17 protein-coding genes are annotated in these 19,395 nt (G+C 70.2%); 11 read left to right on the top strand and 6 right to left on the bottom strand.

All coding sequences use genetic code 11. The features are described 5' to 3' along the window. The 7 genes from BM199_RS20630 to pspM all read left to right on the top strand — a co-directional run. Positions 1-1,977: acyltransferase family protein (locus BM199_RS20630; RefSeq protein ID WP_091674939.1), on the top strand; the 1,977-nt coding region annotated here is incomplete at its 5' end. Positions 1,978-2,062: 85 nt separating this feature from the next. Next, positions 2,063-3,520, top strand: a complete 1,458-nt coding sequence (rimO, locus tag BM199_RS20625; RefSeq protein ID WP_091674938.1) for a 30S ribosomal protein S12 methylthiotransferase RimO — start codon at positions 2,063-2,065, stop codon at positions 3,518-3,520. A 59-nt stretch (positions 3,521-3,579) separates the two neighbouring features. Then, complete coding sequence (gene pgsA / locus BM199_RS20620; protein ID WP_091674937.1) at positions 3,580-4,239, top strand: CDP-diacylglycerol--glycerol-3-phosphate 3-phosphatidyltransferase; 660 nt, start codon at positions 3,580-3,582, stop codon at positions 4,237-4,239. Further along, positions 4,236-4,727 (top strand): CinA family protein, encoded by a 492-nt coding sequence (locus tag BM199_RS20615; RefSeq protein WP_245788479.1) that lies wholly within the window; start codon positions 4,236-4,238, stop codon positions 4,725-4,727. Before pgsA ends, BM199_RS20615 begins: the two co-directional genes overlap by 4 nt. Positions 4,728-4,821: 94 nt before the next feature. Continuing rightward, positions 4,822-5,319, top strand: a complete 498-nt coding sequence (locus BM199_RS20610) for a helix-turn-helix domain-containing protein (RefSeq protein ID WP_177242706.1) — start codon at positions 4,822-4,824, stop codon at positions 5,317-5,319. A 225-nt stretch (positions 5,320-5,544) separates the two neighbouring features. Continuing rightward, positions 5,545-6,414 carry a PspA/IM30 family protein gene (locus BM199_RS20605; RefSeq protein ID WP_091674893.1) on the top strand — a complete coding sequence of 290 codons (870 nt, stop codon included), beginning with the start codon at positions 5,545-5,547 and terminating at the stop codon, positions 6,412-6,414. Between the two features lie 4 nt (positions 6,415-6,418). After that, positions 6,419-7,405, top strand: a complete 987-nt coding sequence (gene pspM / locus BM199_RS20600; RefSeq protein ID WP_091674892.1) for a phage shock envelope stress response protein PspM — start codon at positions 6,419-6,421, stop codon at positions 7,403-7,405. A gap of 22 nt (positions 7,406-7,427) precedes the next feature. On the opposite strand, the gene BM199_RS20595 is transcribed toward pspM, so the two are convergent. From BM199_RS20595 to BM199_RS20585, 3 genes are all read right to left on the bottom strand, one after another. After that, positions 7,428-8,477 carry a quinone-dependent dihydroorotate dehydrogenase gene (locus tag BM199_RS20595; protein ID WP_091674891.1) on the bottom strand — a complete coding sequence of 350 codons (1,050 nt, stop codon included), beginning with the start codon at positions 8,475-8,477 and terminating at the stop codon, positions 7,428-7,430. Between the two features lie 384 nt (positions 8,478-8,861). Further along, the gene (locus BM199_RS20590; RefSeq protein ID WP_091674890.1) at positions 8,862-9,668 is read right to left on the bottom strand and encodes an Fpg/Nei family DNA glycosylase; all 807 of its coding nucleotides are present in this window, start codon (positions 9,666-9,668) and stop codon (positions 8,862-8,864) included. Between the two features lie 3 nt (positions 9,669-9,671). Further along, positions 9,672-10,574, bottom strand: a complete 903-nt coding sequence (locus tag BM199_RS20585; RefSeq protein ID WP_091674889.1) for a ParA family protein — start codon at positions 10,572-10,574, stop codon at positions 9,672-9,674. Between the two features lie 164 nt (positions 10,575-10,738). Between BM199_RS20585 and BM199_RS20580 the strand changes: the two genes are divergently transcribed. The 3 genes from BM199_RS20580 (at position 10,739) to BM199_RS20570 (ending at position 13,611) form a co-directional block, all read left to right on the top strand. Continuing rightward, positions 10,739-11,509 (top strand): class I SAM-dependent methyltransferase, encoded by a 771-nt coding sequence (locus tag BM199_RS20580; RefSeq protein WP_091674888.1) that lies wholly within the window; start codon positions 10,739-10,741, stop codon positions 11,507-11,509. A 145-nt stretch (positions 11,510-11,654) separates the two neighbouring features. Then, entirely contained in the window at positions 11,655-12,932 is a 1,278-nt protein-coding gene (gene dinB / locus BM199_RS20575) for a DNA polymerase IV (protein WP_091674887.1), read from the top strand. A gap of 274 nt (positions 12,933-13,206) precedes the next feature. Next, a complete protein-coding gene (locus BM199_RS20570) occupies positions 13,207-13,611 on the top strand; it encodes a DUF3040 domain-containing protein (RefSeq protein WP_091674886.1) in 405 nt (134 codons plus the stop codon). Between the two features lie 123 nt (positions 13,612-13,734). On the opposite strand, the gene BM199_RS20565 is transcribed toward BM199_RS20570, so the two are convergent. From BM199_RS20565 to BM199_RS20555, 3 genes are read right to left on the bottom strand one after another with little or no spacing between them, the layout of a single operon-like run. Further along, positions 13,735-16,203, bottom strand: coding sequence for a transglutaminase TgpA family protein (locus BM199_RS20565; RefSeq protein WP_091674885.1), 2,469 nt, complete (start codon positions 16,201-16,203; stop codon positions 13,735-13,737). After that, complete coding sequence (locus BM199_RS20560; protein ID WP_091674884.1) at positions 16,200-17,474, bottom strand: DUF58 domain-containing protein; 1,275 nt, start codon at positions 17,472-17,474, stop codon at positions 16,200-16,202. The genes BM199_RS20565 and BM199_RS20560 overlap by 4 nt, the downstream gene beginning before the upstream one ends. Positions 17,475-17,525: 51 nt before the next feature. Further along, positions 17,526-18,605, bottom strand: a complete 1,080-nt coding sequence (locus BM199_RS20555) for an AAA family ATPase (protein WP_091674883.1) — start codon at positions 18,603-18,605, stop codon at positions 17,526-17,528. Positions 18,606-19,041: 436 nt separating this feature from the next. Here BM199_RS20555 and BM199_RS20550 point away from each other — a divergent pair, with 436 nt between their 5' ends. Further along, positions 19,042-19,392, top strand: coding sequence for a hypothetical protein (locus BM199_RS20550; protein ID WP_091674882.1), 351 nt, complete (start codon positions 19,042-19,044; stop codon positions 19,390-19,392). Positions 19,393-19,395 lie beyond the last annotated feature (3 nt).

Here is a 19,395-nt window from a genome sequence, read left to right as displayed (position 1 = left end):
CGGCCTGAGTTGCAGGGGTTGCGGGCGTTGGCTGCGTTGTTGGTGGTGGTGTATCACGTGTGGTTTGGCCGGATTTCCGGTGGTGTGGATGTGTTTTTTGTGATTTCGGGGTTTTTGATCACGGGTCAGTTGGTGCGGGTGTCGGTGCGGGGGCGGATTGAGTTCGGGCCGTTGTGGGCGCGGATGATCAAGCGGTTGTTCCCGGCGGCGTTGACGGTGTTGTTCGTGGTGATGGTGGCGAGTTGGTTGTTTCTGCCGGAGACGCGGTGGTTTCAGACGATTCGTGAGGTGTTCGCGTCGGCGTTGTATGTGGAGAACTGGCAGCTGGTGGCGAACTCGGTGGATTATTTCGCGCAGCACACGGGGGCGAGTGTGGTGCAGCATTTCTGGTCGTTGTCGATTCAGGGTCAGTTTTATGTGGTGTGGCCGGTGTTGATCGCGGTGGTGGTGTTGGTGGCGCGGCGGGCTGGGTGGGGGCTGCATCGGTCGGTGGGTGTGGTTCTGGCGGTGTTGTTCGTCGGGTCGTTGGGGTTGTCGGTGTGGTTGACGGTGGTGAATCAGCCGTTGGCGTATTTCCATTCGGGGACGCGGGTGTGGGAGTTCGCGTTGGGTGGGTTGGTGGCGTTGGTGATCGATCGGGTGGTGTTGCCGGTCGGGGTGCGGGTGGTGTTGGGGTGGGCCGGGGTGGCGGGTTTGGTGTTGTGTGGGTTGGTGTTGCAGGTGGGGACGGTGTTTCCGGGGTATGCGGCGTTGTGGCCGACGGTGTCGGCGGTGTTGGTGTTGGTGGCGGGGGCGACGGGGAGTGGGTGGGGTGCGGATCGGGTGTTGGGGTCGCGGCTGTTGCGGTCGTTGGGTGATTACAGTTATGCGTTGTATTTGTGGCATTGGCCGGTGTTGTTGTTTTATTTGGTGATTCGGGATCGGGTCGAGGTCGGGTTGCTGGGTGGGGCGTTCGTGATCGGGTTGTCGCTGGGTCTGTCGGTGCTGACCTACCACTTCATCGAAACCCCCGTCCGCGAGTCGCGAAGCGGGCTGCTGGCGAGGTGGAACGGGTACCGGTTCGGTGTCGCCGCGCTGGTGCCGGTGCTGCTGGTGGCGGGCACCTGGCAGGCGGTGGCGACGGTGCGTGCGGAGTCCTCGATGGTGTCGGTGGGGAATCTGGACCATCCGGGCGCCCAGGCGAGGCTGCCCGGCTTCGAGTACCGCGGCGCGGACGACGTCGATCCCGTGCCGTCCTTCGTCGCACTGACCGGCGACTGGCCCGCGATGACCAAAGGGGCGTGTGAGTACTCCCCCCGCAACGAGGAACTGCAGGTGTGCACCTATGCGCCGTCGGCCAGTCCGGAACGATGGCTCGCCCTCATCGGGGACTCGCATGCCGACCAGTACACGACCACACTCCTGGAACTCGCCGACAAGCGGAACTGGGGCATCATCCGGATAGTCAAGGGTGCCTGTCCGTTCTCGGTCGACGCCGACGCGATGCCGGGCGACCGCGGCTGCATCCAGTGGAACGCCGACGTGATCGACGAGCTGATCGAGCGGCAGCCGGACGCGGTGCTCGCGCTGTCCACCAGGAACGTCCGGCGCGGGCTGACCGAGTACACGCCGTCCGGGTTCGTCGAGCAGTGGCGCAAGCTGGAGCGCCCGGGAATCCCGGTGCTCGCGATCCGGGACAACGCCCGGCACTCGTTCTCGCTGCCCGACTGCGCTGCCTCCAAGGGGCCCGACAACCCGGACTGCGCCACGCCCCGAGCCGAACTGTTCGCCGAGCCCGCGCCGTACGAGGTCATTCCCGACGTCCCGTCGAACGTCTCGTTCCTGGACTTCACCGACTACTACTGCCTCGAGCAGGTCTGCCCCGCCATGATCGGCAACGTCCTCGTGCACATGGACTCGCATCACATCAGCGGGACATATATGCGCACACTGGCGCCGATCGCCGAACGGGAGATCGAGGCGGCGCTGGGCTGGTGATCACCGGCCGCGCACGGCCGCAACCGCACGGTCGCGCCCTGGCCGTGTGCCGGGAGTGCCCGGGGCGCCGGTTACCCTGATGGGCGTGTCTTCTCCCACTGACTCGTCCGGCGGCCGCAAGGTCTCGCTCATGACCCTGGGCTGTGCCCGCAACGAGGTCGACTCCGAGGAACTCGCGGGCAGGCTCGCCGCGGGCGGGTGGGAGCTCGAGACCGAACCCGGAGTTTCCGACGTGGTGGTGGTGAACACCTGCGGATTCGTGGAGTCGGCGAAGAAGGACTCCGTCGACACCCTGCTGGCGGCGGCCGACACCGGAGCCAAGGTCGTCGCCGTCGGCTGCATGGCCGAGCGGTACGGCAACGAGCTGGCCGACAGCCTGCCCGAGGCCGACGCGGTGCTGGGTTTCGACCACTACGCGGATCTTTCGGACCGGCTCGACGACATCGTCGCGGGCCGTGCGGTCGCCTCGCACACGCCCGCCGACCGGCGCACGCTGCTGCCGATCAGCCCCGTGCAGCGGCCCTCGGCCGCCGACGGCGTCGCGGTGCCAGGGCACGCCCAGCAGGACACCACGGCGCCAGGCTGGGGACCCAGGGTGTTGCGCACCCGGCTCGAGGAGTCGCCCGTCGCCGCGCTGAAGATCGCGTCCGGTTGCGACCGCCGCTGCTCTTTCTGCGCCATTCCCTCGTTCCGCGGCTCGTTCGTCTCCCGGCAGCCGGCCGAGATCCTCGCCGAGGCCGCCTGGCTCGCCGAGCAGGGTGTCCGGGAACTGTTCCTGGTCAGTGAGAACTCCACCTCGTACGGCAAGGACTTCGGCAGGGCACAGGGGGGCGGCAGGGCGCTGGAGCTGCTCCTGCCCCAGCTGGCCGGGATCGACGGGATCGAGCGGGTGCGGGTGTCCTACCTGCAGCCCGCGGAGACCCGCCCGGACCTGGTCCGGGTCATCGCCACGACACCTGGTGTGGCCGACTACTTCGACCTCTCCTTCCAGCACTCCAGCGAAGCCGTCCTGCGTCGTATGCGCAGGTTCGGCTCGACCGACTCCTTCCTCGCGCTGGTGGACCAGATCCGCGAGTACTCCCCGGCCGCCGGTATCCGGACCAACGTCATCGTCGGTTTTCCCGGGGAGACCGAGGACGATCTGCGCGAGCTGGAGCGGTTCCTCACCGGGGCCAGGCTCGACGCCGTCGGTGTCTTCGGTTACTCCGACGAGGACGGCACCGAGGCCGAGACCCTGGACGGCAAGCTGGACGAGGGCACCATCATCGAGCGGGTGAGCCACATCTCCGCGCTGGTGGAGGAACTGACCGCGCAGCGGGCGGAGGACCGCGTCGGTGACGTCGTCGAGGTGCTGATCGAAACCGCGGGTGAAGAGACCACCGGCCGGGCCGCGCACCAGGCGCCCGAGGTGGACGGCGACTGCGTGCTGCTGGACGCGGGGGAGCGGTCGGTCGGCGACCTCGTCCGCTGCGAGGTCGTGGATTCGGCAGGGGTGGACCTGGTCGTCCGCCCGCTCCCACCGGGGACGGACACTCCCCGGTGAGCGCCGCCGCCAGCGAACCGGCAGACAGAACGCCCGACAGAGCGTCTGAGAACGGGAAGTTGCGCCGGCATGGTGATCCGAGTTCTCAGGCGGGCTCCGAGAGCGGGAAACGGCAGTCGGAACCATCCTCTCCCGCCCCGGCGCCCACCCCGGTACCGACGCTGAACGTCGCCAACCTGCTGACGCTGTCCCGGCTCGCGCTCGTGCCGTTGTTCATCGGCGCCCTGTTCGCCGGGGACGGGTCCGAGACGGTGTGGCGTGCGATCGCCACCGCGCTGTTCGCGATCGCCTCGCTGACCGACCAGGTGGACGGCTGGGTGGCCCGCAAGTACGGACTGATCACCGACTTCGGCAAGATCGCCGACCCGATCGCGGACAAGGCGCTGATCGGTGCGGCGCTGGTGGGGCTCAGCCTCCTCGGCGAACTGCCGTGGTGGGTGACGGTCGTCATCGCGGTCCGCGAGATCGGGGTGACGCTGCTGCGGTTCTGGGTGATCCGGCACGGCGTGATCCCGGCCAGCCGCGGGGGCAAGGCCAAGACACTGGCGCAGATCGCGGCGATCGTGCTCTACCTGCTGCCGCTGCCGGACGGTGCCGAGCCGGTGCGCTGGGTGCTGATGGGCTTCGCGCTCCTCCTGACGGTCGCCACCGGCCTGGACTACGTGTTCCGGGCCCTGAAGCTGCGCAAGACGGCTCGCGCCAGCACGGCGGGCCGGTGACTTCGGAGGTGCCCGGTCCGGCAGCGACAACCGAGGCGGCGGTCGTGGCAGCGCTCGTCCGGCGCGGGGAGACCGTCGCGACCGCCGAGTCGCTGACCGCGGGACTGGTCTGCGCGACGCTCACCGGAGTGCCCGGCGCGAGTGCCGCCGTGCGCGGCGGGCTGATCGTGTACGCCACGGACCTGAAGGCGACCCTCGCCGGAGTCGATCCCGATCTGCTCGCCGCACACGGCGCGGTGCACCCGGAGGTGGCCGCGCAGCTCGCCGAGGGGGCTCGCGAGCGCTGCCGGGCGAATTGGGGTGTCGGCCTCACCGGTGTAGCGGGCCCGGACCCGCAGGACGGTGTCGCGCCGGGAACGGTCCACGTCGCACTGGCTGGCGCGGGCTTGCGCACCACCCGTACGCTGGAGTTTTCCGGTGTTCGCGCAGAGGTGCGTGCGGCTTCGGTTGCGGCGGCGCTCGACCTGTTGCGGGAACATCTGGTGTGATCCGGGCGTTCGCCCTTGGCGGACGGACGTGTCATCTCCTGCGGCCGGTCGTCAGGACTGGGTAACGTGGGTAGGACCCGAAGGGAGGCGCGTGATGACCGTGCTCTTACGTGAGGCGATCGGTGATCGGCTCCGGCATGCCCGCACCAACCAGCGCCGCACGCTGCGCGACATCTCCCGCGCCGCCAGGGTGAGCCTGGGTTACCTGTCGGAGGTCGAGCGCGGACAGAAGGAGGCGTCGAGCGAACTGCTCGCGTCGATCTGTGACGCGCTGGAACTTCCGCTGGCCGAACTGCTGCACAAGGTCGCCGCCGACGTGTCCGCACTGGACGGGGTCGAGGTCGGCGCGGTGGAAGAACCGGCGCAGACGGCCCCACAGGGGGCCCGCGCCGCGGAGGGGGGAGCGCCACCTCGGCAGGACGCTCCGGCACAGGCCAATGCCGGTGGTATCGAGGGCGGCAGTTTGCTGCCGGACGTGGTCGGCAACGATCTCGCGGACCTACGGGCCGCTGGCACCCTGCGTCCACCGATGTCCCCGACCCTGCGGACGACCATCAGCGGGCCGAAACTCGCCTCCACGATCGCCGCGTAGTTCCGATAGCACATACGGCTGGGACCAGATGCTGACCCCGACCCCTTCCTCGGTCGGGGCCATCCCTGATTTTGCCCGGGGTCGCCTGGAACCGCGGCCGCTGACCTGACACGATGGAACACAACGCCGGGGTCGGGTGACGCTGCCGATATCAGGGGAGCGCGGCGTCGAAGTGGATCAGCGGCAGGACCAAGCCAGTGGGACGCAAGAAGGCAGGCGGAGGAGATGGCCAACCCGTTCGTGAAGTTCTGGAAGTACCTGATGGCGGCGTTCTCGTCGAAGATCGACGAGCACGCCGACCCGAAGGTGCAGATCCAGCAGGCCATCGAGGAGGCGCAGCGTAATCACCAGGCGCTCTCCCAGCAGGCCGCATCGGTGATCGGCAACCAGCGGCAGCTGGAGATGAAGCTGAACCGTCAGCTGGGTGAGGTGGAGAAGCTGCAGGCCTCCACCCGTCAAGCGCTGGTCCTCGCCGACGAAGCGCGGAGCAAGGGCGACGAGCAGAAGGCGACCGAGTTCGAGAACGCGGCGGAGGGTTTCGCCGCGCAGCTGGTCACCGCCGAACAGAGCATCGAGGACCTGAAGACGCTGCATGACCAGTCGCTGCAGGCCGCGGCGCAGGCCAAGCAGGCTGTGGAGCGCAATGCCAGCATGCTGCAGCAGAAGCTGGCCGAGCGCACCAAGCTGCTCTCGCAGCTGGAGCAGGCGAAGATGCAGGAGAAGGTGTCCGCCTCGCTGAACCAGATGACCGAACTCGCCGCTCCGGGCAACACGCCGTCGCTGGACGAGGTGCGGGAGAAGATCGAGAAGCGCTACACCACGGCGCTGGGCTCCGCCGAACTCGCACAGAACTCGGTGCAGGGCAGGATGCTGGAGGTCCAGCACTCGACCACGCAGCTGGCCGGGCACAGCAGGCTGGAGCAGATCCGCGCTTCGATGAAGGGCGACTCCGTCGCCCAGGTCACCGACGGCAAGGCTGGGCAGGCTGGGCAGGTCTCGGAGTCCGCGGCGGGCAGCTCCGCCGCTCCTTCGGCCAGCATCCAGCAGGAGATCCAGGCCCGGATGCAGGCCGAGCAGCAGAAGAACCAGGCGTAGTCGCATGTCGTCGGGCAGGGGTTCAGGTCGCCGCGACTTCAGCAAGTTCAACGAGAAGCTGGAGAAGCACGTCGAGCGCCTGCCCGACTATGCGCAGCGGGCGCAGGAGAAGCTGCAGCGCTACCTGCCGCCCGCCGATAGCGGCGCGGACGACCGGTCCGGGCAGCCGAGCACCGGGCCGGATCATCCGGCACAGCGACAGCGGCCGGGGCTGCCGTCGTTGCCCGCGCTTTCGTCCCTGCCCGGTGAGATCCCGGTCGTCGCCGAGGCCCGCGCGACCTGGGCACGCTGGAACGATCCCGCGGCGAAGCACCAGCGACGCATCCGCAGGACCTCACGGGCGCTGACGCTGTGGATCATGCTCACCCTGTTGTGCGCGCTGGCGCTGGTGGCCGGAGTCACCGGCATCATCGGCGCAGGGGTCGCCTCGACCCCGGTTCTCGCTGGTGGCGCGGGAGTTGTCGTGTTCGGCACCTTCGGGGTGCGGGCCGGCATGCGCCTGCGGACGCTCAAGCGCGTCGAATTGCCGGCCAGTATGGCGGCACCACCCCCGTTGCCGCCCACCACGTCGGCGGCGCGGCAGCCGATGGAACGGCTGCGCGAATCCGAAGCCTCGCTCGAGGAGCTGCTCACCCAGCTCGCGATGCCGGTGGCCGGGGCGTCGTCGGCGGTGCCCGAGGTGTCGGTGGAGCAGGCTCGGGAGACCGCGGGGGAAGCGGCGGCCGCGCTGCGCGGGCTGGCAGCGAGACTGCAGGCCGTGGAACGCGGCAGGGACCACGCCCCGGCAGCCGAACGTACTGCCCTGGACGCGGCCGTGCGCACGCTGCGGGAGCAGCTGGACGACGGACTGACCGGCTACGGCGAACTCGTCGCCGCCGCGAGCAGGGCCGTCGCGGCCAGCAGCGGGGGAGCAGGTTCCGCAAGGGAGTCGCTCACCGACGCGACCGATCACCTGGCGGGGCTCGCGATCGCGCTGCGCGAACTGTCCTGAACGAGACTTCCGAGCGATCCGCTCAACGCCCGGCCAGCGCGCGGTTGACGCGCTTGACCAGGCCGGGACCGTGCAGGGCGAAACCGGTGTAGAGCTGCACCAGGCTCGCCCCGGCCTCGAGCATGAGTTCCGCCTCGCGCGGCCCGAGGATGCCGCCGACCCCGATGATCGGTAGCTCGCCGCCGGTGTGCCGGTGCACGAACCGCACCACCTCACGGGACCGGGCGGCCAGCGGCCGGCCGGAGAGCCCGCCGATCTCCTTGGCCAGCCGGGCGTCGGCCGTGGCGAGGCCCTCCCTGGACAGGGTCGTGTTGGTGGCGATGATCCCGGCCACGCCGTGCTCGGCGCAGACGTCGAGGAGTTCCGCGAGCGCGTCGTCGGTGAGGTCCGGCGCCACCTTGACCAGCAGGGGAGTGGGGGAACGATCCGCGTTGCGGGCGAGATCGGCGGACGTCGCCAGCAGTTCCGCCAGCAGTTCGGCGAGTGCGCCTCGATCCTGCAGCGCACGAAGACCCGGTGTGTTGGGGGAGCTGACGTTGACCGCGAAATAGTCGGCGTACGGGTACAGCGCCCGCAGGGACGCCTGATAGTCGGCAACGGCATCCTCCAGCGCCGCGGCCTTGGACTTGCCGATGCTGATGCCCAGCGGCACCGGCGGCGTGCCGTTCGTGGCGAGCCGCTCCGCCAGCGCCTCGGCTCCCGCGTTGTTGAAGCCCATCCGGTTGATGATCGCGTCGGTCTCGCCGAGCTGGAACAGGCGCGGACGCGGGTTCCCTGGCTGCGGCAGCCGGGTGACGGTACCGACCTCGACGAACCCGAAACCGAGCGCTGGCCAGGCGCTGAGGGCGCGGCCGTCCTTGTCCATCCCCGCGGCCAGGCCGACCCGGTTCGGGAATCGCAGCCCGAGCACCGTGACCGGGGAGTCGACGCGGTAGAGGCGGCGCATACCCGCGAGCGCGGGAGGCAGACGGGACAGTGCGCCCAGCGCGCGGACGGTGCGTTCGTGCACCGCCTCCGGATCATTGTGGCCGAGCCGGTACATCGTGGGACGCAGGATCTTGTCGAAGAGCACGGGCCCATGATCCCGTACGCACTTGCGCTGACCGGACAAGGGCTTGGAGAAATGGGGCAGCCCCCGACGTGACTCCCGAACGTCGTCAGTCGTTCGGGCCCGAGTCGGACTGGTACTCGGAAACGTCGAGGGCCGGGTGACTGCCTGGTATTCGCCAGCAGGCACACGCGACGGCAGGTGACGAGCCGACAGGTGGTCGGAAGCGGTCCCTGCGTCAGTCCATCACGCTGTCCGTTAGCGGACAGTCACCTCACGAGTCCTGTAGTTAATCAACTTCGGACCACCTCCCTTCTCGTGTACCCGCAACGCTAGGCGAAGACTTCCGGGTGCGGCAACAAGATTTCGCCCGTGCGTTTCGCGCTCGGCGAACGGCCGGTTTCCGGTTCAGGCCGGGGGAACAGGACCGGGCTGACAACGCGGGCAGAACCACGTCGGCCTGCCCTGCACCCCGGCTCCCTGCGTACGCACCAGCACCCGGCCGCCACACCGGAAACAGCCCTGCCTGCTGCGCTCATACACCCAGTTGCGCCTGCCCCGCGCCAGTTCGCCGGTCGTGGACTGGTGGTGCCGCCACGCGTTGGCAAGCAGCAGCTTCCTGGCGAGCGTCACCACGCGCGCGGGCTCGACCTCGCTCACCGGTGTCCAGGGCGAGACACCGAGCAGGAAGCAGATCTCCACCTTGTACAGGTTGCCCACACCGGCCATGATCCGTTGATCCAGCAGGGCGAGCCCGAGCTCGCGGTGCGGGTCCGCCGCCAGCGCTGCGATGGCGCGGCTTTCGTGGTCGCCGTCCGGCCACCGCGGGTCCAGCAGGTCCGGGCCGAGGTGGCCGACAAGGGTGGACTCGTCCCCGGTGGGCAACAGGCGCAGGTCGTGCAGCCGGAAACCCACTGCCTGGACCTCGGTGGTGGCCAGCACCACACGGGCGTGGTGCGCGGGCATCCGCCACCGCGCTCCCGCCGCGTACACCTGCCACGAGCCATCCATGCGCAGGTGACTGTGCAGGCTCAGATCTCCCGAGAAACGGGTGAATATGTGTTTGCCGACCGTCCGGACTCCGAGCACGTCGCGCCCGCTCAGATCGGCCGTGGCGAGCGCCGGATGGCGGATCTCGCCGCGCACGAGTCGCCGGCCCGCGAGGGCCCGCTCGAGGGTCCGCCCGGCCCGGAAGACCGTGTCTCCCTCGGGCACCGGCTACCCGGTCTCGGGTTCGGCGTACTCCCGGATCGCCGGGAACTGCGAGGTCGACTCGGTGTCACCCGGTTCCGGCTGGCCGGAGAACTCCTCGCTCTCGCGGTCCAGCCGGTGCCTGCCCGCCCGGTTCGAGCGCAGGATCTTCGCCAGCACCATGTTGAAGGTCAGTGCGATCTCCTGCGCCCCCGGCGAGTGCCATTCGTGGATCGGGGTGCACGCGCCCTGCGCCTGCTGGATCGCGAGCCGGTCCGGGATCGCGGTGGGCATCACCAGCCTGCCGAAGGACTCGCGCAGCTCCGCGATCCGGTACTGGTGCTCGTACGAACGCACCCGCAACCGGTTGACCAGCACACCGACCGGTCGCAGATGCGGATTCTGGTCCGCCCGGATGGCCTCGATGGCCTCCAGTGCCCGCTCCGCGCCCGCGACGGCGTACATCGTCGGCTCGGTGACCAACAGCGCCGTGTCGGCCGCGATGAGCGCCGAGCGGGTCAGCCTGCCCAGCGACGGCGGGCAGTCGAGGATCGCGAGTTCGTAGGGATCGCCCCTGGGGTTGTCGTGCAGTTCGTCGAGTGCGCGCGACAGGTTCTCCATGCGGCGGCCGGTCGGGCCGGGCTCGTTGAGCAGCTCCAGGTCCTCGGAGCCGACCAGCACGTCGAGCAGATCACTCCAGCCGCTCGTCTCGATGGCTTTCTCCAGTACCGCCCTGTGCGGTGTCTCGAGCACGTCGGCGAGCGTCGACTCCGTCAACGGCGGATCCAGGGAGGCCGTCGCGTTGCCCTGCGGGTCCAGGTCCGCGACAAGTGTGCGCGTACCCCTGCGCAGCGCTGCGGAGGCGATCCCGAGCGCGACCGTCGTTTTGCCGACGCCTCCCTTGAGGCTGAGTACGGCGACCGTGTGCACAACGACCAGCCTACGGTCTGTTGTCACGTGTGCCGTCCGGCAAGGTGGCGAATTTAATCCGCCGCCCCTCGGCGCAGGTGTCGAACGCAGGTGAACGGGGTCGCGAGCGCGCTGTCCGGTGACGGGCTGCGGCGTCCGCGAGCGCACCACTACGCTGTCTGCCCATGAGAACGGACACCGCGGCGGCGCGCGGATCAGCGGCGGTGCGACAAGCGCTGGAAGCCGAGCTGGAACAGGCCCGAGCCCGGGGCGTCGAGCGGCCGAGGGTGGTCGACGTCGGTGGCGGCAGTGGGGTGTGGGCGGTGCCCTTCGCCTCGGCCGGGTGCCTGGTCACCGTGGTCGAGCCGAACCCGAACGCACTCGCCACCCTGCAGCGCAGGGCGGAGGAGGTGCAGGTCGCCGACCGGATCACCGTGGTCGCCGACGACTCCGACGCACTCGCGGCGCATGTCCCCGCCGGATCCGCGGACCTGGTGCTCGCGCACGGGCTCCTCGAGGTCGTGGATGACCCGGTGCTCACGATGGGTGCGCTGGCCGAGGCGGTGGCACCAGGGGGTGCGGTGTCCGTCCTGGTGGCCAACCGGCACGCCGCCGTGCTGCAGCGGGCGCTGGCGGGCAGGCTGGCCGAGGCGAGGCAGCTGCTGGCCGAACCGCATGGCGTGCTGTCCGAGGACGGTGAGACCGTCCTGCGCAGGCTGGATGTCTCCGGCCTGGAGGCGCTGCTCGCGGGTGCGGGGCTGGAACTGGTCCTGCTGCGGGGCGACGGGGTGATGCCCGACTCGGTCCAGGGGGTCGCGCTCGACGATCAGGACGCGGCCGACGCGGTGGCGTCCTGGGAGGGCGAGCTGGCCGAGTTCGAGGCGGTGGCCGCCGGTACCCCGCCCCTGCGCGACATCGCCAGCAGGCTGCACGCACTGGCCCGCCGCCCGCGCTGACGCCGCTGCGGTCGGGCGACGGGCGGGCTCTGTGGCGCGGAGCGTCTCGATGGGGGGCGGCGGTCGGGCGACGGGCAGGCTCTGTGGCGCGGAGCGTCTCGATGGGGGGCGGCGGTCGGGCGACGGGCGGGCTAGCGTGTGCGTTATGGGACGCAATGCGGGGTTGCCGGGCGAGTTCGCGCGGTTCCGTGTCGACGAGGCGGCTCAGCGGCACACCTGGCCGGATGACTCCGGGTGTGGGTTCCTGCACGTCGACATGGACGCGTTCTTCGCTGCCGTGGAGTTGCGGACCCGGCCGGAGCTGGTCGACAAACCGGTGGTGGTGGCCGGGTCCGGTCCCCGCTCGGTCGTGCTGTCGGCCAACTACCTGGCCCGCCGCTACGGCGTGCATTCCGCGATGCCGGTGGGTGCCGCCCGCAGGCTGTGTCCGCATGCCGTGTACCTCCCGCCGACCAGCGGCCTCTACGCGGAGGTGTCCGACGGTGTGATGGCCATCTTCCGGGAGCTGACACCGCTGGTGGAGCCGCTGAGTCTGGACGAGGCGTTCCTCGACGTGAGCGGCGCGCTCCGGCGGCTCGGTGCCACCTCGGCCGAACTCGGGGCCCAGATCCGCGCGAGGGTGGTCCGGGAGCACGGCATCGCCTGTTCGGTCGGTGTCGCCGGGGTGAAGTTCGTGGCGAAGCTGGCTTCCGGAATGGCCAAGCCGGACGGCATGTTGGTGGTGCCGCGCGCCGAGGTGCTCGACTTCCTGCACCCGCTGCCGGTGTCGGCGCTGTGGGGCGTCGGCAAGCGCACCGAGGAGCAGTTGCACCATCTCGGCCTGGACACCGTCGGCGCGGTCGCGGCGGCGCCGCCGGATCGCCTGCGCCGCTCGCTCGGTGCGGTGGGGGAGCACCTTTACGCGCTCGCCAACGGCCGGGACGACCGCGGCGTGGTGCCGGAGGCGCCGGACAAGTCGCTGGGCGCGGAGCGGACGTTCGACGTCGACCTGCACGACCGCATCCTGCTCGGCCGCGAGCTGCTGCGGCTGTCCGAGCGGGTGGCGGCCGCGCTGCGGCGCAGGGGACTGCGCGGACGCACGGTGTCGATCAAGGTGCGGTTCGCCGACTTCCGGACGATCACCAGGGCCAGGACGCTCGCGTCCGCGACCGACGTCGCGCGGGAGATCCACGCGACAGCCGCGGCGCTGCTCGCCGAGCACGCGCCCAACGGAGCGCTTCGGCTGATCGGTGTCCGCGTCGAGGGCCTCGATGACGCCGCCGCGCCCGAACAGCTCAGCTTCGACAGTCCGGAGCCGCGCTGGCGCGACGCCGAGGTCGCGGCGGACGTGGCGAGGTCGAAGTTCGGTACCGGTGCCGTCCGTCCGGCTTCTCTGCTGCCATCCGGCGGCCCTGGCGCCCCTGAAACCTCCGACACGGCATGAGAGCATGTCGGAGAACCGAGTCGGCCAGGGGTGGGCGCGATCATGTCGTGGGGTCTCGAACAGGCACCGAGTCCCCCGGCCGGGCGGTGAACCGCCCGGAAAACGCGAGCTGACGAGCCTATCGGGGAAAACCTTCTCGGGTTCCTACGGGATCGGGTAGTCCTCGGCGCGCGAGGCTCGTATCCTGGTAGATGACACCCCGACCGGGAGTGTCTGTTGGGTCCACGACGTTGCGCGGCCCGGCGCCCGCGACAGCTGTGCCGGAGGAGGAAAGATGCCACTCTCCGAGCATGAGCAGCGGCTGCTCGACCAGATCGAGCGCGAGCTCTATGCCGAGGACCCCAAGTTCGCGTCAACGGTGCGTGGCACCAGGTTGCGACGCCCAGCTCGCCGTAGGCGCGTGCAGGGGGTAGCCCTGTTCGTTTTCGGCGTCGCCCTGCTCGTGCTGGGTGTTGTGGTGCCGTTCCGGGTTGCCGAGATCCCGCTCGTGAGCGTGCTCGGGTTCCTCGTGATGTTCTTCGGGGTCCTGCTCGCCGTCACCTCGGGACGGCAACACGGAGACGCCGAGGGTGCGGAGGACGCGGAAGCCGCCCCAGCGGGCCGGAAACAGGAACCGCGGCGGAGTTCGTTCACCCAGCGTATGGAGGACCGGTTCCGCCAGCGCTTCGACGACCGCTAGCTCACTCGTCCCCGCTTCCCCCTCGGGAGTTCGCCTACGGCGCCCGGGTGTGTGCGTTCCACGCATCCGTGGCGCCGTTCCGTGTGCGCCCGCCCTGCCAACTCGGGCACCGGATCTGCCGAGTCAGGGGCGGCGGCGCAGGAGGGAGCGGGGGAGCAGGCGGCCACGCCAGGACATCGGTGCCGTGCGCCGCAGGCTCTCCCGCAGATCGTTGAAGGCCTTCGCGAAGTTCGGGTCCTCCGGTGCGGCCGGGCTGTACCAGGAGCGCTCCACCACGCCGACGACCGTCCTGAGGTCGTCTCGGCCCTCCTCGTCGAGGTGATGCCTGCTCGCCACCTTCTGTGCGGCGGCGCGGACGGTGTCGCTGCGCGGGATCGAGATTCCGCGGTCGGCGCACTCGTCCAGCAGTTCCGCCCAGGCGGCGTTGGCCGCGGTGCCGTGCCCGCTCGCGATGGTGCGCAGCCTGCGTCGGCGCTGCAGCTCCCGGACGCCGGACGGCAGCAGGGCCAGTCCCGCGACGACGAGCAGCCCGAGCGCGAAGATCCAGTGGAACTGCCAGCCCGCGAGCACGACGGAGACCAGCCACAGCGCCGCCACCGAAGGCGGCAGCCACCGCGGTACCGCACCGGTTCCCCGACCGAGGACACTGGCGCGCCTGCCGAGGAACACCGTCGCCGCGGTCAGGATCAGCGCGGCCAGCGCGGTGAGCAGCGCGCCCCAGCCGGACCAGGCGGGCGCCTGTTGGAAATTCGACTGCTCGGCCCCTGGCGCGCCCGCGAGTGGGTCCTGCTCGTCCTCCGGCCCCGATGCCGCGGCCGACGTGGACGGGGTCTCGGCCGCGTTCTCTCCGGTGTCCTCGGGGGAATCCGAGCCGGCGTCGTCGGCCTGCAGGTAGCTGGGCAGGTAGCCCCGCCCATCGGCCAGTGGCGTCGGGTCGAAGGGAACCCAGCCCTGGTCCCCGAAGTAGACCTCCACCCAGGCGTGTGCGTCCTGTGAGGTGATCGAGCGGTAGTCGGCCGTGGTGTAGCCGGTGGTGAAGCCGATCGCCACTCGCGAGGGAATGCCCTGCGAGCGCAGCATCACGGCCATCGCGGACGCGAACTGCTCGCAGAACCCGCGCTTGCCGTTGAGAACGAAGTCCGCCAGCGCGTCGGAGTCCGCCGCGGCGGCGGTCTGCGTGTCGTAGGTGAACCCGTTCTCCGGTTCGGTGAAGAACTCCCACAGCGCGGTCGCCTTGTCGAACGTGGTGTTCTCACCCGCGGTGAGGTCGCCTGCGAGGTCGGCGACACGGGGATCGATCCCGGCGGTCGACGTGTACGAAGGGGAGACCTCGTCGGCCCGCGAATCGGCGGCGCGCAGCTCGCTCTTGCTCGGTTCCGCCAGCGACGCCTCTTCGACGTAGGGCGCGGGCTTCTGCCTGCGTTCCCGGAACACCGCGGCGCTGTCGCGGTCGTAGAACCATCCCGGGGCGAGATTGCGCAGTCGCCGCGGGTCCCCGTACACCGGAAGCCACACGTCGACCCAGTTGATCGGCTCGATCTCGATCACCCTGGTGTCGCTCTCGCCGTCGTCACCTGGCGCGGGCGGCAGCACCCCCTCCGCGGGCACACCCGCGGGCATGGCGCCGTCGGGCAGTCCCCAGCCCTGATTCGGCCGGTAGGTGTCGAGGGTGAAGGCGCGCAGCAGCCGCTTGTCGTTGTTCATGCCCCGGACGCGGAACAGTTCGACGTTCGGCCCCTGATCGAGCATCCCGCGCATCGAGGTGAACGGGTTGACGCCGAGGCCGCCGTTCACCGGGCCCTGGCCACCGACACCGGCGCCGGGCAGCCTGCCGACCGTGCCGATCGCCGTCACCGCCGAACCGGCTCCGAGGCCGACGACGAGCGCCACGGCCACCACTGCGACCGGTGTCACCGCCGCTCTCGGCGAGCCACCGAGCCCCGGGGCGTCCCGATTGCGCCAGCTGCGATGCCGATGGCTGCCGTCGACGGCGAGCAGCCCGGCGAACGCGGCAGCGCCGAGGGCGAAGGTCCACCAGGGCAGCATCGAATCGGACAGGGACGCGGGGACCGCGTACACGCACAGCAGGATCAGTCCGGTCGCGGCGGGCGCGGCCGCGGCGACCGCGAGCGTGTCGACCAGAATCGCGACCAGGCCGATGGCGATCGTGACCAGGCAGAGGATCGGCGGGCTGGAGTCGACCGGCGGCAGTCCGGTGCGAATCTGTTCGAACGACGCCGCCAGTACGTCGCCGAGCTCCGCGATCGCGGCGGGCCCGGGAATGATCGCGGCGATCCCGCTGCCGGTGAACACACCGGTGATCAGGAAGGCCAGCACCGCCACCTGGGCAAGGCCGACCACCGCCGTGGGGGTGCGAACGGAGCGCAGGGCCAGCCCGGTGCACGACACCAGAACGACCGCGACGATGACGTACCCGAGCCAGGCCCATCCACCGACGACCCCGGTCAGCGACGTCGAGGCGCAGACGGTGGCCAGCCCCGCCGCGAGGGGTGCGAGCAGGGAGCTGCCCCAGTTCACCGGTGGCTGCGCGGGCCGGGGTGTCGGGGTGTGCAGAGTCGGGGCGCCGGTCATGACAGACCGCCGATCAGTGCGCCGCGTGAAGTCGCGCTGCGGCACAACTCGGCCCAGACCTGCGGCATCGGGCTGTTCGGACCGACGACGACGACGCCCCATCCCGCGGCCCGTAGCAGGGCGGCGGACTCCTCGGTGGCGGCAGCGCGCTGTTGCGGAGCGCTGACGTTCGCGGACCACGCGGGTGTGTCGAGGAGAACCGCGAGACTGCGGACGGTCCGTGGGCGGTACCTGGCCAGTTCGTGCACCGAATCGTTGCTCACGGTCCCGAGGACCGCGATGAGTTCCTGGCCCTCGGCCAGGTCATAGGCGCAGGTGATGTCGCGCTGATGCGTGGGCTGCAGGGCCGCGAGCGCGTCGAGCACCAGGTTGTCGTAGTGCTCGCCGCCCTCGCCAGGGGTGTCGGCGAGCAGCGTGCCGTGCTCGCTCACCAGCCGCACCCGGTGTCCGGACCGGCGCAGATGCAGGCAGATGCTGGCGGCGAAGGACACCGCCCACTCGATGCTGGCCGCGGGGCCCGTCCCGTGGTGCGCGGCGGCCCGGTGATCGAGCAGGATCGTCGTCCCGCCCCGCCACGGCCGCTCCTCGACGCGCACCATGATCTCGTCCCGGCGCGCGGTCGAGCGCCAGTGCACCTTGCGCAGGTCGTCGCCCTGGCGATACTGCCGGACCACCACATCGGGCTCACCCTGACCGGCATGCAGGCGAATGCTCCCGTCGTCACCGGAACCGATGCCCGCACCGGTGGGCAGACCACGCAGGCCTGCCACGGTCGGCACCACCAGCAGCCGGGAGTGGCCGATCAGTTCCCGCTCGAACTCGCACAGCCCGAACGGATCGGTGATGGTGGCGCGCAACGGGCCCACCTGCTGAATTCCGCGCAGCACCGGCTGGATTGGATAACGCAGCGCCACCACCCTGTGCTGGGGCAACCGCTCGACCACGAACCGCGGACGGGAGCCGAGCGCGTAGGGCACACCGTCCTCCAGGAGGATCTCACCGCCGGGCAGCCTGCCGCCCCGCCACAGATCGAGCTGGACCTCGCCCGAGTGCCCAACCGCGATCCGCTCCGGCAGCAGCGTGCGCATCGCGCCCATCCGCACCCTCGCCGCCGCGACGAACACCGCGATCAGCAGGGGCAGCGCGACGACGAACAGCGCGACCCGCAACAGGTCGCGCTCGTTCAGCACGGCGGCGCAGACCGCCGCGGCGGCACCGGCGGCGAGCAGACAACGGCCGCGTGTGGTGAGACCGGACAGTGCGCGCAACATCTGGAAGTCCTCTTCACTGTGCGCGCGGGCACGAGGCCCCGCGCTGCACCGTCAACGCCTGGGCTGCCCGTTGCCCGCCGAACCGGTGGGAACGGGGACGCGCTGCAGGACGGTACGGATGACGTCGGTGGCCGAACGGCGGGCGGCGTGTGCCTCGGTGGTGAGCACGAGCCGGTGGGCCAGCACGGGAACCGCCACGGCGTGCAGGTCGTCCGGCACGACGAACTCCCGCCCGGACAGCGCGGCCTGAGCTTTGGCCGAGCGGACGAACTGCAGGGTCGCGCGGGGCGAGGCACCGAGACGCAGCTCGGGAATCTGCCTGGTGGCCGCGACCAGTTCGACCGCGTACTGCCGGACCTCCGGCGCGATGTGCACGTTCCGGACGGTCTGCACGAGTCGGTTCACCGCGGCCGCGTCGGACACCGGCTGGAGGTCGGCGAGCGGGTTGTGGCCCGCGTGCTCGTCGACCATCGCCATCTCGGCCTGCTGGTCGGGGTACCCGATCGAGACCCGCGCCGTGAACCGGTCGCGCTGAGCCTCCGGAAGGGCGTAGGTGCCCTCCATCTCGATCGGGTTCTGGGTGGCGATCACCATGAAGGGCGAGTGCAGGTGGTAGGTGGTCGTGTCCACCGTGACCTGGTGCTCCTCCATGCACTCCAACAGCGCCGACTGGGTCTTCGGCGAGGCCCGGTTGATCTCGTCACCGACCACGATGTTGGCGAACACCGGACCAGGGCGGAACTCGAAGTCCGCGGTCTGGCGGTTGTAGATCGAGACACCGGTGACATCGCTGGGCAGCAGGTCGGGGGTGAACTGGATCCGGCTGACCGAACAGTCGATGGACCGGGCCAGTGCCTTCGCCAGCGAGGTCTTGCCGACACCGGGCACGTCCTCGACGAGAAGGTGGCCTTCGGCGAGCAGCGTGACCAGCGCGATCCGGACGACGTCCGGTTTGCCGACCAGCACGCGCTCGACGTTGCCCGCGATGCGCCGGGCCGCCTCGTGCAGTTCGTTCAGCCCCGCGGCCTGGGATTCGGCGCCGTGCTGCCGGTGTGCTCCGTGCGTGGTGTGCTCGGCCGTCTGCTGTTCGTATGTCTCGGCGGGCGCGGCAGCCTGCGTTCTCGACGTCACTCGACCTCCTGGTGCCGATGCCCTTGCATGTTCCGCGGGGCGCGAGGAGCACCCGTTCTGGTTTCGGCTGTCCTCCGCGGGGACAAGCCTGCCACGAAGTGTGTCAAACCCGGGCGAAAGTCACGAGAGAACCCCGCGATCACGCGGCGAGGGTCATTCACGAGTCGGTAGACGGGGCCGCCCGGAAGGGCCCCGCTGCGGCATGCTTTCTGCCGCGGTAGGGGTGGTCGTGGTTGCCGACTGCAGGTGAGGCCGGTACATGGCCGCAGGGTCGGCGGTGAGTAACCCGAGTTTCGAATATCACGCAGCGCAACCGACGTGCTTAGGCCGAACGGGCGAAAGGCACGCCTCGCACCTGGGGCCTCCCGTGACGGTGTGTTCTGGCCTATGCTTCGAAGCGGATCCGCTCGACTACGGAGAGGCGTATTCCGCGACCATGAGCGATGTGGGTATGAGCGTCCCAGTGGACGCGCGAGCGTTCGCCGTCGCTCCGGAGTTGGCAGCCGACGCCTTCCAGCGGTTGAGTCAACTGCAGGACGTCGTGGGGGAGATGGTCCGGCAGGCAAAGGTTCTGGGTCGCTCGGTACCGCTCGGCGGCGGGTATGCGAGCGAGATCGGCGACTTCATGGCGCAGTACGGAATCGGCGGGGAGGGATCGGCCGTCGACTCGCTCACCCGCTTCGGCAGGGAGATCGAGGACCTCAAGTCCCAGATCGACAGGGCCCTGAGCCGATACGAGGATGAGGACGACGCCGCGACGCGCAGTGTCGACTGCACGGGCGGCTGACCG

Origin of the sequence: Amycolatopsis marina (assembly GCF_900111885.1) — a bacterium.
In the GTDB taxonomy this organism is placed as follows: Bacteria; Actinomycetota; Actinomycetes; order Mycobacteriales; family Pseudonocardiaceae; genus Amycolatopsis; species Amycolatopsis marina.
This window is presented reverse-complemented; position numbering and strand designations above follow the sequence as displayed.

What these genes read in the sequence shown, in the direction of transcription:
- BM199_RS20550 (WP_091674882.1), top strand. Translation starts at nt 19,042, where the DNA reads ATGAGCGATGTGGGTATGAGCGTCCCAGTGGACGCGCGAGCGTTCGCC.
- BM199_RS20560 (WP_091674884.1), bottom strand. Translation starts at nt 17,474, where the DNA reads ATGTTGCGCGCACTGTCCGGTCTCACCACACGCGGCCGTTGTCTGCTC.
- dinB (WP_091674887.1), top strand. Translation starts at nt 11,655, where the DNA reads ATGGGACGCAATGCGGGGTTGCCGGGCGAGTTCGCGCGGTTCCGTGTC.
- BM199_RS20580 (WP_091674888.1), top strand. Translation starts at nt 10,739, where the DNA reads ATGAGAACGGACACCGCGGCGGCGCGCGGATCAGCGGCGGTGCGACAA.
- BM199_RS20610 (WP_177242706.1), top strand. Translation starts at nt 4,822, where the DNA reads ATGACCGTGCTCTTACGTGAGGCGATCGGTGATCGGCTCCGGCATGCC.
- BM199_RS20570 (WP_091674886.1), top strand. Translation starts at nt 13,207, where the DNA reads ATGCCACTCTCCGAGCATGAGCAGCGGCTGCTCGACCAGATCGAGCGC.
- pspM (WP_091674892.1), top strand. Translation starts at nt 6,419, where the DNA reads ATGTCGTCGGGCAGGGGTTCAGGTCGCCGCGACTTCAGCAAGTTCAAC.
- BM199_RS20565 (WP_091674885.1), bottom strand. Translation starts at nt 16,203, where the DNA reads ATGACCGGCGCCCCGACTCTGCACACCCCGACACCCCGGCCCGCGCAG.
- BM199_RS20605 (WP_091674893.1), top strand. Translation starts at nt 5,545, where the DNA reads ATGGCCAACCCGTTCGTGAAGTTCTGGAAGTACCTGATGGCGGCGTTC.